Origin of the sequence: Psychromonas ossibalaenae ATCC BAA-1528 (assembly GCF_000381745.1) — a bacterium.
Classification (GTDB): Bacteria; Pseudomonadota; Gammaproteobacteria; order Enterobacterales; family Psychromonadaceae; genus Psychromonas; species Psychromonas ossibalaenae.
The window spans coordinates 41976-57941 of record NZ_KB906989.1 but is presented as its reverse complement, the minus strand read 5'-3'; the positions used below and the strand labels follow the sequence as shown (position 1 = coordinate 57941).

General features: G+C 46.3%; 21 protein-coding genes. 18 read left to right on the top strand and 3 right to left on the bottom strand.

What is annotated here, in order from left to right; genetic code table 11:
* Window positions 1-84 precede the first annotated feature (84 nt).
* The 3 genes from G327_RS26525 to G327_RS0112400 form a co-directional block, all read right to left on the bottom strand.
* Window positions 85-336, bottom strand: coding sequence for an Ogr/Delta-like zinc finger protein (locus G327_RS26525; protein ID WP_019615106.1), 252 nt, complete (start codon window positions 334-336; stop codon window positions 85-87).
* Between the two features lie 734 nt (window positions 337-1070).
* Entirely contained in the window at window positions 1071-2111 is a 1041-nt protein-coding gene (locus G327_RS24580) for a phage portal protein (RefSeq protein ID WP_019615105.1), read from the bottom strand.
* Complete coding sequence (locus G327_RS0112400) at window positions 2108-3874, bottom strand: terminase large subunit domain-containing protein (protein WP_019615104.1); 1767 nt, start codon at window positions 3872-3874, stop codon at window positions 2108-2110. Before G327_RS0112400 ends, G327_RS24580 begins: the two co-directional genes overlap by 4 nt.
* Window positions 3875-4077: 203 nt before the next feature.
* Between G327_RS0112400 and G327_RS0112395 the strand changes: the two genes are divergently transcribed.
* The 18 genes from G327_RS0112395 (at window position 4078) to G327_RS0112310 (ending at window position 15958) form a co-directional block, all read left to right on the top strand.
* The gene (locus G327_RS0112395; RefSeq protein WP_019615103.1) at window positions 4078-4965 is read left to right on the top strand and encodes a GPO family capsid scaffolding protein; all 888 of its coding nucleotides are present in this window, start codon (window positions 4078-4080) and stop codon (window positions 4963-4965) included.
* On the top strand, window positions 4965-5978 hold the full coding sequence (locus G327_RS0112390) for a phage major capsid protein, P2 family (protein WP_019615102.1): 1014 nt from the start codon (window positions 4965-4967) through the stop codon (window positions 5976-5978). The genes G327_RS0112395 and G327_RS0112390 overlap by 1 nt, the downstream gene beginning before the upstream one ends.
* 8 nt (window positions 5979-5986) lie before the next feature.
* Entirely contained in the window at window positions 5987-6700 is a 714-nt protein-coding gene (gpM, locus tag G327_RS0112385) for a phage terminase small subunit (RefSeq protein WP_019615101.1), read from the top strand.
* A gap of 120 nt (window positions 6701-6820) precedes the next feature.
* Complete coding sequence (locus tag G327_RS0112380; RefSeq protein ID WP_019615100.1) at window positions 6821-7285, top strand: head completion/stabilization protein; 465 nt, start codon at window positions 6821-6823, stop codon at window positions 7283-7285.
* Window positions 7282-7785, top strand: a complete 504-nt coding sequence (locus G327_RS0112375) for a phage tail protein (protein WP_019615099.1) — start codon at window positions 7282-7284, stop codon at window positions 7783-7785. Before G327_RS0112380 ends, G327_RS0112375 begins: the two co-directional genes overlap by 4 nt.
* Complete coding sequence (locus G327_RS0112370) at window positions 7782-8483, top strand: phage virion morphogenesis protein (RefSeq protein ID WP_019615098.1); 702 nt, start codon at window positions 7782-7784, stop codon at window positions 8481-8483. The genes G327_RS0112375 and G327_RS0112370 overlap by 4 nt, the downstream gene beginning before the upstream one ends.
* 27 nt (window positions 8484-8510) lie before the next feature.
* A complete protein-coding gene (locus tag G327_RS0112365; RefSeq protein WP_019615097.1) occupies window positions 8511-9644 on the top strand; it encodes a DUF2586 domain-containing protein in 1134 nt (377 codons plus the stop codon).
* A gap of 3 nt (window positions 9645-9647) precedes the next feature.
* Window positions 9648-10100 (top strand): phage protein, encoded by a 453-nt coding sequence (locus G327_RS0112360; protein ID WP_019615096.1) that lies wholly within the window; start codon window positions 9648-9650, stop codon window positions 10098-10100.
* A 2-nt stretch (window positions 10101-10102) separates the two neighbouring features.
* On the top strand, window positions 10103-10312 hold the full coding sequence (locus G327_RS0112355; protein ID WP_019615095.1) for a TraR/DksA C4-type zinc finger protein: 210 nt from the start codon (window positions 10103-10105) through the stop codon (window positions 10310-10312).
* A complete protein-coding gene (locus tag G327_RS0112350; protein ID WP_019615094.1) occupies window positions 10312-10734 on the top strand; it encodes a DUF5675 family protein in 423 nt (140 codons plus the stop codon). The genes G327_RS0112355 and G327_RS0112350 overlap by 1 nt, the downstream gene beginning before the upstream one ends.
* 12 nt (window positions 10735-10746) lie before the next feature.
* Complete coding sequence (locus tag G327_RS0112345) at window positions 10747-10992, top strand: hypothetical protein (protein WP_019615093.1); 246 nt, start codon at window positions 10747-10749, stop codon at window positions 10990-10992.
* Window positions 10992-11231 carry a hypothetical protein gene (locus tag G327_RS0112340; protein ID WP_019615092.1) on the top strand — a complete coding sequence of 80 codons (240 nt, stop codon included), beginning with the start codon at window positions 10992-10994 and terminating at the stop codon, window positions 11229-11231. Before G327_RS0112345 ends, G327_RS0112340 begins: the two co-directional genes overlap by 1 nt.
* On the top strand, window positions 11228-11509 hold the full coding sequence (locus G327_RS0112335; RefSeq protein ID WP_019615091.1) for a putative phage tail assembly chaperone: 282 nt from the start codon (window positions 11228-11230) through the stop codon (window positions 11507-11509). The genes G327_RS0112340 and G327_RS0112335 overlap by 4 nt, the downstream gene beginning before the upstream one ends.
* A gap of 8 nt (window positions 11510-11517) precedes the next feature.
* Window positions 11518-11694 carry a DUF6890 family protein gene (locus G327_RS26860; protein ID WP_019615090.1) on the top strand — a complete coding sequence of 59 codons (177 nt, stop codon included), beginning with the start codon at window positions 11518-11520 and terminating at the stop codon, window positions 11692-11694.
* Window positions 11691-13868 (top strand): phage tail tape measure protein, encoded by a 2178-nt coding sequence (locus G327_RS0112325; RefSeq protein WP_019615089.1) that lies wholly within the window; start codon window positions 11691-11693, stop codon window positions 13866-13868. The genes G327_RS26860 and G327_RS0112325 overlap by 4 nt, the downstream gene beginning before the upstream one ends.
* Window positions 13858-14190 (top strand): DUF2590 family protein, encoded by a 333-nt coding sequence (locus tag G327_RS0112320; RefSeq protein ID WP_019615088.1) that lies wholly within the window; start codon window positions 13858-13860, stop codon window positions 14188-14190. The genes G327_RS0112325 and G327_RS0112320 overlap by 11 nt, the downstream gene beginning before the upstream one ends.
* Window positions 14187-15386: a baseplate J/gp47 family protein gene (locus tag G327_RS0112315; RefSeq protein WP_019615087.1), complete on the top strand. Its 1200-nt coding sequence runs from the start codon at window positions 14187-14189 to the stop codon at window positions 15384-15386. Before G327_RS0112320 ends, G327_RS0112315 begins: the two co-directional genes overlap by 4 nt.
* Window positions 15386-15958, top strand: a complete 573-nt coding sequence (locus tag G327_RS0112310; RefSeq protein WP_019615086.1) for a phage tail protein — start codon at window positions 15386-15388, stop codon at window positions 15956-15958. Before G327_RS0112315 ends, G327_RS0112310 begins: the two co-directional genes overlap by 1 nt.
* Window positions 15959-15966: the final 8 nt, after the last annotated feature.

Sequence of the window (15966 nt, the reverse complement as noted above, 5' to 3'; positions counted from 1 at the left end):
CCACCAATTTTACCAAACCGGTGTTTGAGGCGTTAACAACAGTGTTACCCACAATTAAGTGGGCTTTTTAATGGAAGTTGTTTATTAAAGCAAAGAAAGTTGTGCTTTAAGCTCTTGTTGCTGACTGGGGGCTAACGTTTTTAATAACTCAAAAGCTAACTGGGTAGACGTTTTAGCAGACGGGCTTAATGTGTGACTGAACGACAGGTTCATAACAAAGGAATGACCACATTCTGGGTCATGACAACTACAATATAAATCTGAATACCCTAACGATATTCTATTGGACTTCTGGATACTGCTTTTTTCACCGCATTCCGGACAAAGAATTCTCATAAGACACCTCACTGACTGACCTCCCCAGTATATGATATGCGCTGTGTTTATGTACAGCTATAACGTATTGATATCTCATCATTGTTTACCGCCCTGGTTAAGTCGTCGAATGACTGCACCCTCCAAAATTCTCGCGCCAAAAATGTTATAAATAATTCTGACGGACTCACGGAAGGGAGAGTCTACGCCACGGAAAACGCACACCCCTCACACACCTGCGCAGTTTGTGATGCGTTTTTTTTTCAGTTTTGAATTCATGAAATTTAAGGGGGCTAGTGTAACCTCATACGGGTGTTCAGACCTTATATGGTGCGGGGCTTTGCGATCTTAAAGATCGCTTAAAAACGCTTATTTTGCCCGATATAAAATTTCGTAAATTGAAATAAATTTCAGTTTTTTGAAAAAACATGCAGTCAGTAAATCGCTTGTTTATATTTAAGGTGCTGATAAGTAATGTATTTTAAATTTTCCGTGGCTTTTTAGGAAAGATCTCGTTGAAATTGCAAGATCTGAAAAGGATCGCGCAGGCCAGTGTTTATGGGGCCTGAAGAGAATTTCAGGCCTAAACAAGAATTTCATTTTATTTCAAAAATATCACCGCTAATTGAGATATAAATATATCAAAATCAAAGATGTTTATTTGATTAAATATAATTATTGTCTATCATTAAGGCAAGTGGTCTTTAGTAGCCACTTACTTTGGCCTCTGCTACGATGTAGGGGTCTTTTTTTACTTACTGATTTAAGCTTGTTGTACCAGGGGCTGCCATTTCATTGCTTATATCAAACTCAAACTGCAGGTGTTTTGGGATTTCCGGGTCACTGTTGATGGAGTCCATTAAAATCTGGCAGGCGGGGATCACTTCATTTTCGTTATACACGTAGTTAAATTTGATTGGGTCACCACGTGTACCGCCATTAGGTATAATGGCCGCCAGTTCGACAGGAAAGCGATGGCCGGTGAGGACTTCTTGTGCGGTAATGTTTTTTATATTCTCAAATTCATCCTTGGTGGCAATATCACCAACGGGGATCAGCTGAATACCTTTTTCTTTACCATTGGGAATGTTCACAAACATAGAGCGAAAATTTCCGACTCCTCGGCTTGATGTCATTTTTTCTTTTAAATCTTCTTCATCCTCTTTGCTTAAATTCGGATCCGTAGCATAGAAAATAAAGCCCATATGCAGCCCGTTTTTGTAATAACGGCGCCTAAAAGTGGTGGCATCATTGCTTAACAATGCTGACTGCACACAGCCTAAATAATCGGGCCCGCCATAAACCTGTTGAACCGGGTCATACTGCTTAATAAAAATCACATCTTCTTTTTTGTATTTACGTTTTTTATCATCACGCTCAAGCAGCCAGAAATCGCCTTTTTTATTTTTGCGCAGATACATTGAAGGCAGCGGGTGCAGGCCGATAACTTGACCGAAGTGATTTCTTAATTTAAGGATACCGGCATCGCCGCATTCTAAAAAGTCGTGTACACAGGACTGCATCTGCTGCTTTGTCATGCCGCCTTTTTGATACCGGCCCGCAATCATGTTTCGTCGTGCCATTAAAATAGAGCCGTGATAAGCATTCGCCCTGGTTAATTTATTGAGTCCTTTTCGGTCTAGCGGCGGCTCCCAATAATCTTCAGCATAATTGTAAAAAAGCTCACTGTATTCATAGTTAGTGAAGTCTTTGTTCATTATCTCGGGCTCACCAAAGCTGAACATGACGCTTTCATTATTTTGGGACTCGGTCGTTGTTACTTGAATATCTGTCATGTGGCGGTTTTCCATGTTGATTTGGGTTTGTCGTTATAATCCAAAGGTTCATTAATGAGTGCGTGTGAAATAGCCCAGAAAGCATCAGCATGGCCGGTTAATTCACTGCGCTCTGCTTTAAACGTCATGGCATTACCAGAATGCGTTGCCGCACGTTTGATTGCCATAAACGCCATTGATATATCTTTATGCTCGGCGTCATACTGCAGGCGGTTACCTTCAACGACGTCTATCATCTTCATGACTAAGCGGTTCTTACTTTCGTTGCTGTAATGAATCGCGTGGGCTTCCCGCGGGTATTTTTTACTGATTAAATCCCAAACACCGGCCCCGATACCGGTGGTATCCACGCCTAAATAGGTGACGTTATAGCGCGTAAAGACGTTGACTATCTGCGCGACCTGGTACTGAAAGTTAAGGCCTTTCCAGTAATGCTTTTCTAACACGCGAAACTTTTCCGGGGCGACAATCGGCGGGGCAACAACAACTAAACAGGCATTGTCCCGGGTACGTGACGGATCGTACCCCAGCCAGACTTCACGATGACCAAAGGGGCGTTTGTCATTGGGTTTAACATCCTGCCAATGCGCCATATCAACCATACAGCGTTCAAGATGTGAGAATTGAAAGACGGATGTTGCACCGTCGACAAATACACACATAAACAGGTTTTGAAAATCTGCATGGCTGTATTCATCACGTAGTTCATCAATATCAAATAACGCACAGCCACCCTCGAGTGCATCCTCAATAGTGACGATGTAACGCCATTGCCTATCCGGGCACACGATGCCACCTTGCATCTCTTTGAAGGTGGGGAAATCAATATTAGCGCGACTGTCTTTACCGCGTCGCCAGCTGTCGCCGGTCCAAAATGGATAGGCTTGATGTGTTTTTGAAGAGGGCGTTGAAAAGTAGGTTTTACGCCAGTTTTTATGGGTCGCCATGGCAGAGGCTAGTTTGTTTAATTCTTCAAATTTGGGGATCCAAAAGTACTCATCCACATACACATGCCCGTGGTAGCTTTGCGCTGTTTTACTGTTGGTTGATAAGAAACGCAGCTCAGCGCCGTTGGATAAAATAATCGGGTTACCGGTTAATTCAATATCTAAAAACTCTTTGGCGATGGCAATAATATAACTGCGGAACACTTCCGCCTGGTTGCGTGATGCGGAAAGAAATATCTGATTATCACCGGTTAAAATCGCATCTTCTAAGGCTTCACCGCTGAAATAATAGGTGGCACCAATCTGCCTGGATTTAAGGATGTTACGAATGCGCTGACCGATGTTATTGCGCATTTTTATCTGGTACTTAAATAAAGAGGCATTCCAACCATTAAAATTATCAGTCGCTATATGCTCAATGTTATTTTTGCCTTTCTTCTTTTTCTTGTCGTTATTCGATGACTTTCCACGGTTAGATTTATTGGGTTTACTGCTGGCTTGATGGTCATTATCACCACTTGGTTTTTCATCCTGCTTACGCTGTTTTTTTAGCTTCACATGATGACCGATTAAACGGTCTAACAAATCTAATTGTGGTTTAGTGGGCTCTGGAATCTCAAGTAATGCTTGAATGCGGGTAGAGATAGCTTCATCCACCGTATGCTCTCGCAGCATATCACGCCAGCCGTACTTATCCGCCCAGAAATAAACAATACGCTCATTGGCAAGGGACAGCTCTTTGGCTATTTCTTTTGGTGTCCAGGCTTTTAAATATAACGCTCTTGCCGCTTGTTTTATTTCCGGGGAATAGGCCATTTTCACTCTTTATTAATGTATTTGTCTTCATCATACCCCCCGAAAAACCCCAAATATTTAAAGAAAATTCCGATTAATTCCGAGAACGGTTAAATCGGAATTTGTCGGAAGCGCCGTGACTGACCAGCCCCGTTCAAAGGCGTATTGTTGCCCTTACAAAGAGACATTGACTGACATCAATTTTAAAAAGGCAGCCCAGGGTAATGGCAAAAAAGAGTGACTGGAAAATAGTAGCAACAGAAGGGGCAACCGTTGACGGTCGTGCTATCACTGCTAACTGGATTAATGAAATGGCTGATACTTATTCGCATGATGAGTACAGCGCATTAATCTGGCCGGAGCACCAACGTTCAAACTGGGGGAAATTCGAGGGGAATAACTGGGGTGTTGTTGAGCAGTTAAAGGCTGAAAAGCGAAGCGGTAAATTACGCCTCTTTGCCAAAATTACGCCGAATACTCATCTTTTAAAAGCTAACGCGAATGAGCAGAAGCTGTTTACCTCCATCGAGCCTAATCCTGATTATAAAGGCCAGGGGACGTGTTACTTAATGGGGCTTGCGGTGACGGACTCCCCAGCATCAACAGGCACAACCCGTTTGAAATTCTCAACAGGCAGCGGTGATGAAAAAAACATTGAGTGCAGCCAACTCGAAGAGATTGAATTCTCAGAATGCTTCTCTCAACAAAATCCAATCACTAAAGCCATTGCCACCCTCGCTCAATATTTCCAGTCTGGTGGCTCGCTGCCGGAAGACCAAACAATCCCTGAACCAGAGGAAACCGACGTGACTAAAGAAGAATTAGCACAAGAGATGCAGATGCATTTCAGTGAATTTAAAACAAATTTACTGGCTGAGTTAAATCAAAAATTCAGTCAGACCGAAGCCGTGGCTGAAACTGAAACGCCTGCAGAAGAAAAGCCACAAGCGTTTTCAGCAGCGCAGTTCAGCAGCGAGCTTGCCAAACAGCTTAAGCCGCTAACTGAAAAAGTGAATGGGTTAGAAACAAAGTTCAATGAGCTGTCAACCGAAGTACCTGGTCAACGACCTGGTGGTGAAGGTGCCGGTGAAACCAACGTGGAGGCAATTTAATGTTTAATGCATTAGCCAGTAAATATTTAAATGAATACTCCGTTGCTCTGGCACAAGCTGCCGGTGTTATCGATGTAACGAAACAGTTTTCAGTTACCCCGCCGATGGAAACAAAACTGCGTCAGGCGATTCAGTATTCTGATGGTTTTTTATCAAGCATTTCTATGATTTCAGTTGACCAAATTACCGGTCAGGTGGTTGATGTGGGTACCGGTGGACTTTTAACCGGTCGTAAAAAGAACGGCCGTTTTACTGCTCAGCTGGGCATTGACGGTAATACTTATCTACTCGTTGAAACGGACTCTGGGGCGGCGGTTACCTGGGTCACCTTAACGCAGTGGGCGAACGCGGGTAATGCCGGTGAATTCGTTAAGTTAATGAATGCCTCTATTACGCGTAACTTCGCACTCGACATGCTCAGAATTGGTTTTAACGGTACCAGTGTTGCTGAGACAACCGATCCTGAAAATAACCCGCTTGGTCAAGATGTCAACAAAGGCTGGTTAACCATTGTGAAAGAAAAAGCGCCTGGGCAAGTGATTGATTCTGTCGTGCTTGATGCCACCGGCGAGACTGAAGATTCCTATAAGAACCTGGACTCCGTGGTGAACGATTTAGTGAATAACGTTATTCATGAAGTGTATCAAGGGGATCCCGATTTAGTCGTCCTGGTCGGCCGTGATTTAGTGGCGGCTGAGTCGCACCGCTTACTGGAATCCGCTAATACACCGACGGAGCATAAAGCAGCACAGTCACTGGCTAAAACGATTGACGGTAAAAAAGCCTACACACCGCCATTTTTTCCAGCGACGGCTATTTGGGTAACCTCCTTAAAGAACCTGCAGATTTTAACGCAGAAAGGCACGCAGTGGCGCAAGTCGCGTAATGAAGAAGACCGCAAGCAATATGAGTCTTCATACCTGCGCATGGAAGGTTATGCCGTAGGCGATTTTGATAAATTCGCTGCTATTGAAGAGGTTGTTATCGGGCCTGTTACACCGCCGGACGAATAGGAGTTTTTATGGTCAGTGCAATCAGGCGTCAACGTCACAATAAATTAAAACAGCAGAGTGAACAAGGTCACCATCAGCCTTGCGGGGCAGAGCCTAAAAGCCTGCACCTGTTACTCGCTGAACTCGCGAATGATGAAAAAGAACTAAAAGGCTTTAACCGCCTTGAAGACAAAGTGACACATAAACGTGATGTGTTGGTGCCTAAGTACCGCATGGCAGTTGAGCAATATATCGCAAGCGATGCGCGTTTTGATAACCCGTTATTCGCCATCATGATTGTTTGGTTATTTGATATCGACGATTTAGAAACGGCGATTAACTGGTGTGATAAAGCGATTGAGCGAGAGCTTGATACACCACAGCGGTTTAAACGCGACTTTGCCACGTTCTGTAGTGATGAAGTATTGAAATGGTGTGAGCGTATGTCGGCACAAGGCCATGCAATCGAGCCGTTCTTTAGCCAGGTGTTTGACAAGGTTCGAACAGAGTGGCGCATCAATGAGCAGTTAACGGCCAAGTGGTACAAGTTTGCCGGTCTGCAGTTACTGCGTGATGAAACCGGCAAAGCCAAGGCGTCTTCAGTGGGGGATATTGAAACACTCGAAAAAGCAAAAGCGTTATTAATTGAAGCTGAAAACCAAAGCCCGAAAGCACAAGTTACTACGCACCTGGATAAAATTGAGCAGCGCATGCGCGCCTTAATCGACGGCACGAACTTGTAAATTCGTATTGTAAAAGCTCCTACGCCACCGCGCCTCGGCTGGCGAGGATGAGCACGCCATTAATGACGATGCTTAATCCTTAAGCCAGTGGCCAGAGGCGCACTTATTAGGGAAATGGATATGTTTAACGGCCAGGTAAAACCGGAATATCAAGACACTGTTATCGAAAATGATGGTTTCTGGCCGGATTTAAACGCGGGCGACTTTGAAAAACGCCGTGGTGTACCGCTGGAAATGGACAAAGAGTCTATCGCTTATTCAGTCGCAGCTTCCATTGCCCAGATTAATATTGAGCTGGTCAAGGTCAAAACAGCTTATCAAGCCACAGGTATTGAAAAAGCCGAGGACGTGGTCGGTCAGCCGAAAATCGGTGATAAAAACCTGCTGGTTATCTTGTATGAGAAAGCGGTATTTGCCCGCACAAAATCAGAGTTATTACCTGAATATGCCACCACGCAGATGAAGGATGCGGGTGAGAACGTTGCAACCAGTCATATCGACATGCGCGACCAACTATTAACGGAAAGCCAGCAGCATGTTCGGGCGATAAAAGGAGAAGGCAGAGCAGGGGTAGCGCTGTTATGAGTTCGCCATTAAGCCAAACAGATGCCGGTTATTACCTGCAGGGGTTATTGGGGCACCTTAAAAAAGTGACACCTGAGCGCCAGCACAAACATATTGAATGCTGGATGGAAGATGTAGAGATGCTAATAGGCGCTAAAAACCAAGGCCGTGGCCACGATATTGGCTATATCTCCTACAGCGCGTTATTTACGTTTGAGCGGTTTCCCTTTCAGCAGGTTGACCCGGCGGTGATTATTGCCAACGTCATGGCCTGGATAATGGACAACGACCAGCACCGTGATGAGTTTGAATTAAACGATCCGGTTTTTGATGTGGAATCTGAGAGTGAAACCACTGTGTTGATGCATTTAGAGATTGAATTTATTGAGCCGGTGATGGTGGTGCCCGATGATGCAGGGCCAATTTACTGGCAGGGCAGTCGCTGGTCTTTAGCACCTTATGAGATATGGACAGCAGTGCATGGTGATGTGGTGATAGCTAATACACAAACGCCATCATGATAAAAATTAGTTTTAATAAGAAGACATTAAAACAGGTAGAAAACATTGCTAAAGCGATAGCGCTTCCCCCACAAAAGAGAAAGCGCCTGCTTAGGCGCGTGGCAGCCAATATAGCGACAGCCTCCAGGCAGAACATTACACGCCAGCAGACGCCGGAGGGCAGTAAGTGGGCTAAAAGGCAGAAAAGGCGCACTAAGCGAAAGCCTAAAATGCTCCTTGGTCTGCGCCAGCACATTATCGTCAGCGGCAGCTCTGATGAAAATCATGCTGATATCACGCTTAAAAGAGGTAATTACCGGGTACATGCAGGCGTGGTCGGCAGCCGGCACAGCAAAGGAAGCACAGTCACGGCAAAGGCTGATAGGGACCATTATAAAAAGAATCAACCTGAAGGGTGCTCAAGAGCGCAGGCTAAAACACTTAAAGCACTGGGGTATGAAATATACGCAAGGCGCATGAATCCTAATGCCCCAAGGGGAAAGAAAAGAGTCCCCACGGTTAAGTTTATGGTTGAGAACTTCACTACCGAAGAGGTGCAGGGGGCATTTGGTTACCTGCGGGATAGGGGGTTAATGCCGCCTCATAAAAAAAGCTGGCAGATAAAAACACCGTCACGCCGCTTTTTAGGGGCCGATAGAGAAAGAACCACTAAAGCATGGGGACGTGCTTTCCAGAGTCTGAATTACGGCAGGCAGTAACGAATATAGTTAAACAGGAGCAAAGCAATGGCGTTTCCAGAAGTTATTATTAACATATCTAATATGATGAACGGGTCAATCCCGGGCGTTGAATTTCATTTTTTATTTGTCGGCTACGGTGATGTAAACGAAGGGGCAAAACGCGACCTTATCATGGTTGATAACAGCAGTGATTTAGATGAAGCCCTGAGTGATGCGGGGTGCTCATTGATGACCACGATGAAAGCAGCGCAGCTTAACGGCAAGCAAGGCTGGACCGCTGGCGTCATGATTTTAAAAGAGGGGGATAACTGGCAGGATGCGGTCAGTAAAGCCAATGAAACATCGAGCTTTGAGGCCTTTGTTTTAGACTTTCCAGCGGAAGATAAAAAGCTCTTTGAAGATGCAGCCGCTTTACGCAATGAATTAAAAGCCAAACTTGGCCGCGAAACTTTCGCTATCTGCTGCTGCCCTTACATTGATACCAGTGATGAGAGCGGGCAGACCTGGTCGCAGTGGGTAACTGCTACTGTCTCCATGCAGGATTCGGTGGCCAGTGAATACGTGACGGTTGTCCCGCTGGTACATACCGACAGTTCAACCATTGGCATTTATGCCGGTCGCTTAGCCAATCAAGAAGTATCCATTGCCGATTCTCCAGCTCGCGTTAAAACCGGCAGTGTATTAGGCAGCACAGAGCTTGCCGTTGATGTTGACGGGGCGCCGTTAGAGCTTGCCTATTTAAAAACACTCGAATCAAACCGTTATGCGGTACCGATGTGGTATCCAGACTATGACGGCCAGTACTGGACAACAGGGCGCACGCTTGATGTGGCCGGCGGGGATTTTCAAGATATCCGCCATATCCGCGTTGCAATGAAGGCTGCCCGTAAAGTCCGCATCCGAGCTATTGCGCGCTTAGGAGACCGAGAGCTTAATTCCACCCCCGGCAGTATCGCCTCTGCAAAACTGTATTTCAGCCAGGATTTACGTGAGATGTCGGTCAGTACCATCATTGGTGATTATGTATTTCCAGGCGAGATTAAACCGCCTCTGGATGAGGACATTACTATCACCTGGATTAACAGCGAAGAAATAGAAATTCTAATGGCTGTCACCCCTTATGAATGCCCGGTGAAAATTACCGTGGGCATCATGCTTAATCAACGGATAGGAGAATAACCGATGACTGCGAGATTTACCGGTCGTAATTTTGACGTCACGATTCTTGGCGTCATGGTGCATGTGAAGTCGGCGACGGCCACCATTAGTGATGAATCGGCCGTGGCACTGACTCGCGGGGTAACAGATGGTTACACCGACGGCAGCGCCCAGTGTGAAACAGAATATGAGCTGGATTTAAACAACTTTCGTAAGCTCCAGCAAAAGGCCCGCGAGGCAGGAAGCTGGCGGGAAATTGCCCCGCATGACTGCCAGTTCTATGCAAACAACGGCAGCGATGAAGACAAGGTTGAGCTGTACGGCGTGAAACTGGTTATCTCAGATTTAATCAGTGTTGATCCTGAAAGCGCGGATAAAACCACCCGTAAACTCAAAGGCTTTGTCACCAGTCCGCATTTTGTCAGTATTAACGGTATTCCCTATTTGAGTGAAAATGATACGCGGGGCCTCTTTTAAATATGGATGATTTAGACCGCGCCAGTGAGCATGAAATGGCCCAGACACAAAGGCTCATTAATCGTCATCAACAGAGCAGTAAAAACACATTTATTACCAGTGCACACAACTGCACTTTGTGCGATGAAGCTATCCCGGCAGCCCGCCGGTTTGCAGTACCAGGTTGTCAGTTATGTGTTAGCTGTCAGTCGCTGTCCGAGCAGGGGATTTGATGAAACATTTTATTTTAAAACGGCGTTACTTTGAGCACGGGACTTACTCAACGATGCACCGCGCAGACAGCAGCAAAGTCTGTCGCATGGTTGAGCGAGAATGGCGTAATAACGAGCCCTTTAAATCCTGTGTACCGGAGGGAAGTTATTTAATCGTGCCGCATAACAGCCCTAAGTATGGCGACTGTTATGCGCTGGTTGCCGCTACATTAGGCGTGACGATTGACGGACCAAGTCTGCGTACTGCCTGCCTGATTCACCCGGCCAATAAACCCTCAGAGTTGCTTGGTTGTCTGTCACCGGGGCTTGATTTTGGATTTTTGGATGATGAATGGTGTGTGACGCATTCAGGCGATGCTTTTGATGTGCTCATGAATGAGCTTGGCGGCTTGCCTGCGCAATTAACCATTATCAAAGATTAGTAAGGAGTCAATATGCATTTTTTAATCTCTATTTTAGGTAAAACAATCTGGGAAATTCTGCAGGGAATGCTGTTTAAAATGGCGTGGAATGTGATGGCTGAACGCTTTGTTACCCGCCTGATTATTGGGGGGCTAGAAACCTTAAAAAGCTTATCTTCCAATGATGTTGTGCAGGGAACTGTAGACGACATCGTTTTATCACTGCAGGGAAAACGGCTAAAAGAAGTGCCTTTAACCCAGCCACAAAAGGAGACGTGATGGATCCGACGGTAATCAAAGCATTTATCGCTGTGGCGATGTTTGTCACGGTATTGATGACCACATTAATTGCTAAGTTTTTTTCATTAAACAAAGAAATATCTGAGTTTAAAACACATGTAGCAGAAAGCTACGTGACGAAAGATGAGTTCAAAGACCATGCAGAGCGCCTAGAGCGTCAGATGGAAACGGGATTTAACCGAATTTATGAAACATTAAACAGAAGAGAGAACGCATGAAACCAGTAAATACAGCAAAAAAAATTATCGTCGTCAGAGTCGGCAGTACTGAGCTTAACTTCACGCCTACCGTAACTGACCATAACAACTACACCAATGAGCTCATGCCGGATAACAAAGTCGCCCCGGCGTATACCTTCTTAACGCGTACGGTCGACAGTTTGCAGAAAGACACGTTAATTGAACTATTAGACACGGTACCTGGATTAATCATGGAGCTGTTCATGGAAGTTAACAAAGGTGCTAAGGGCGGTATTAAGGTTAGCTTAAAAAACTAACCGAGCGGGTGGGGCGAATTGATAAAAACCCTTATGAACAAGCTCTCACCCTGCGTCGTCATCTTCTGCCCAATGAGGATGACCAGCCGCAAAACCTTGCTCGCGCCATGTGGTTAGACACACACCTTTATAAACGCCAAGAAATAGCCGTCGCTAATGCCATAGGAAAATTATTTAAAAAATGAGTTTTCAAGACAGATTGTTAATGACCGTGGCACTGATTGACCAGGTAACTAAACCTCTGCAGGGGATCACTGCGCAAATGCAGACCACTGTTGATGCCGGTCGTCAGGGCATGGCTAATATGGCCAGTGGTGGTGCAGGTTTGGTGGCGGCAGGCTTTGCTATTCAAAATGCATTAATGCCGGCCATTGAAATGGACAGAAAAATTGGGGAGGTCAAATCGTTGGGGGTGACCGATGCAGCATTAAAGCAGCTGCAGGCGACGGCGCTTGATTTCTCTGTCGAATACGGTAAATCCGCTGAAGAGTTTGTCGCTGCTTCCTATGATATTCAATCTGCCATTGCAGGGCTTAGCGGTGATGAGTTATCACAATTTACAAAAGCATCAGGGGTACTGGCGGCCGCGACTAAAGCGGATACGGGCACCATTACCAATTACATGGGCACCATGTACGGCATCTTTAAAAATCAAGCTGCAGAAATGGGGAGGGGGGAATGGGTTGAGCAGGTTGCCGGCATGACGGCCAGTGCGGTGCAGATGTTTAAAACAACAGGCGCTGAGATGAGCAGTGCATTTACCAGTATTGGCGCAGAAGCGACTTCTGTGGGTATCGGCATGAACGAGCAGATGGCGATACTTGGTACATTACAAGCGACCATGTCAGGCAGTGAAGCAGGCACAAAATACCGTGCATTTTTAAATGGTGTTGCCAAAGCGCAAGATGAATTAAACATGAGCTTTACGGACAGCCAGGGACAGATGCTGCCGATGATTGATATTTTAGAACAGTTAAAGGGACGTTATGGCGAGACTATCAGTGTGGCTGAATCAGCAGAGCTGACTAAGGCATTCGGCACGCAGGAAGCCGTTGGCATGATTAAACTGCTGATGGCAGATACCGCAGGTCTTGCTCAAAACATTGACGCATTAGGGCAGGTTCAGGGAATGAGCAAAGCCGAAGAAATGGCTGCGTCCATGACTGACCAGTGGGAACGTTTAGAGGCTGTTTTCTTTGCGGTGCGCGCTTCTGTGTTTGGCGCTGTACTACCGTCAATCAATACGCTTGTTGCATCAATGATTGATGGTATTACGGTGCTGACTACCTGGATCCATGAATTCCCGATATTAGGTGAAATCATGGGGTATGCAGCCATTGCTGGTATTTCCCTTGCGGGTGTGGTGGCAGTGTTGTCGCTTGCTATGGGTATCGGGCAGATGATGTCAGCCGGCTGGGCACTGACAATGACGGCATTAAGCGGCGTCTTTAAACTGCTTCGCATTCAAACCATTTTAATGACCGCATCAGCCTGGTTATTTAACGCTGCATTATGGGCTAGCCCCATCACCTGGGTAGTGGCAGGATTTGTTGCTTTGATAGCCATCGTAGGTGCGGCCATTTACTGGTGGGATGAGCTTAAAGCCTCGTTTGGTGATACTGCGGTTTTCAAATACTTAGCAGATACCATTGACTGGGTTATCAGTATGCTTAATAAAGTGCCGGGTGTTGATATCGACTTTAAAGCGGGCGAGTTGCCGCAGGCACCTGGTATTGATATTGAAAAACAAGCGCAAACCACAGAGATACCCGCCATGTTATCAATGGTCACGCAGACAGAGCTTCCCCCGCTAAGCCCTGCCATGGCCTCAATTGATTCACCGGAGCTTGAAGCGCCTGCGTTGACATCAGCTAGTCAGATAAAGGCCGGTGAAGTGCCTCCCATGTTGTCTTTTACGGCGCCTGAAACTGTGCCAATGATGGAAAACACTGCACAGCCGTTCATGCCTGAAACACCAAAAATACCGCTTATCCCTGAAGTGCCTGTGATGCCGTCAGCGTCTGAAATGTCGTCGTTCGCGCAGCCTGGCACCCCTGATGTTGATATTGCCCAGCAGATTCAAGCGGTGAATGTCACGTCGCCGGTGGTGGATACCATGGACGCAATGCCTGCCTTTGAAAATACCTCGTTAACTTCTGATGAGTCACTGCCTAGTGTTACGCCTTATCAGCTGCCGCAAAATCAAACACAGTTACCTCAAGGGATGGTATCCAATGTCACGACCGTTAATAAAGCTAAACCAACGGTCACGCGCCAGTATGGCGATGTGTTTATCACCACACAAAATGCATTTACACCGGATCAGTTAGCGCAGTGGGATGAACTCAATGCCGGATAAAAAGTACATTGATTTACAAGTAATGAATGGCGGCTGGGAAATAGATGCGGGACAGCAGCCGTTGGAATGCAGTGATTTGTACAGCATCTCGCAGGATATTAAACACGCCATTATGGAGTCGGGACTCGCCCGTGAATTAATTGGTGAAAGAAACCCGGCCTTACGGGCTGATGTACTGGTGCAGATAGAGCAGTTAACCGAGCTGGATATTCGTATCACGCCCGGTAGTGCAACGGCCACGGAGCGGCAAGCCGGCGAAATAATATTAACAGCCGATGCCTATGAATATGGGCCGACTGGGGAAATAAGGGTTAACAGATGAATCAACGACCAGACGCTGATTTTGAGCAGATATTAAATGAGGCTGGTATTCCGACCAGCGCCGAGGCGCTTGCAGAAAAGTTGCAGACAGAAGTGGTTGATGCAGGCTGTCACCTTTCTAATGACTCGCAGATGTCGCCGTTTTGGAGTTGGGTACGGGCGGCTGTTGTCACGCCTGCGGTGTGGCTTGTCCGAGGGTTGTTAGCCGGTTTTGTACTGCCGAATATGTTTGTCGCCACTGCAGCGCGGTGGGCACTTGAGCTTAAAGCCTGGGAGCTTAACGTCAGCGTAAAAGAAGCGGAAAAAACGCAGGGGAATATCACTTTTACTAAAGCTAATGCAGATGATGCCGTGACGATTGTGCAAGGGGCAATTATTCAAACGCTACCGATTGACGGGGTGATATACCAGGTGCAGGTGTTAAGCGACACGGTGGTTGATGCAGGGCAACTTACCGGCGAGGTACTGACACAGGCAGTAGAGGCCGGCAGTGCATATAACTTACCGGCGGGGTATTTTAATATTATTCCCGTAGAGCTCCCTGGCATTATCGCCGCGGTTAATGAAGCTGACTGGATAACCCGCCTGGGCGCGAACGCTGAAACCGATGAGGCATTGGCACTGAGACTTCAGAATGCCTTTACCAGTGCCGGAAGCTGGCATATTGATGATGCCTACCGCTCCATTATTGCCAGTGTGGCCGGTATTAGAAGCGATCATGTTTTCTTTTTAAACACCGGCGATATTACGCCAGGCTCTGCCATTGCTTATATTTTAATGGAAGTAGGGGAAACACCCCAAGCGACACTTGATGAACTGAATCAGCATATTATGAATGATGGCCACCACGGGCACGGCGATATCATGATTTGTGAGGCTATCCCGGATAAATACCATGAAGTGACGGCGACCGTGGTACTGGTTGAAAATTTAACAGAGCAGGAAACCATTATTCAACTCACGGAAGTTGAGCAGCGCATTCGTGCTGCTTTTCGTGAAACAGAGGGCTTTACTGATATGACCCGCACGCTGCCGCTTAGCCGTTTTAGTTTATCGCAGATGGGCCGTGAAATTCACAATGCGATGGCGCCTGTTACATCAATATTATTCATCGTTGACGGCGAAGTGCAGCAGGACATTATCAGCGCGCTAGAGCAGCCGAGGCTAAGCACTTTATCTGTTAGCGAGGAGATGTAATGTTAAAGAAACTGCCGATATTACCCAAAAGCATTATTCCATGGTGGCAGGACGGCAAAACCATATCACCGCAGTTAGTCGAGCCGTACTTTTTATCAAAAGGTGTTCATCAGTTTTTTCGTTTAATCAATGGCTGGCTGCTCTTCCCATTGCATCAGGCGGATGCATTAACCTGCAGTGAATCCATGCTTAATTTAATGGCGTGGGACAGAGATATCAGCCGTTTTGAGGATGAGCCGCTTTCCCTGTTTCGTATTCGGGTTAAATATGCGGTCGTTAATGCTAAAGATGCCGGTAGTGTTGCCGGATTTATTCAGATTTTTGAGCGTTTAGGCGTGGGCTTTATTGAAATTGATGAGCGGTTACCTGGGCGTGACTGGGACATTATCTCAATACGTGTTGATGATTCTCAGCTGACCGAAGATGCTGCTTTATTGGATGAAATTATCAGGAGTTACGGACGAACATGTCGGCGCTATGAATTTGAAGTGATTGCTCCGGTTTGCCTAGAAATGAGCGTGGCACCGATGGATTGGGATCATCAATGCCACGTCGCAATATTAGAAGAATAGCAAAGTAG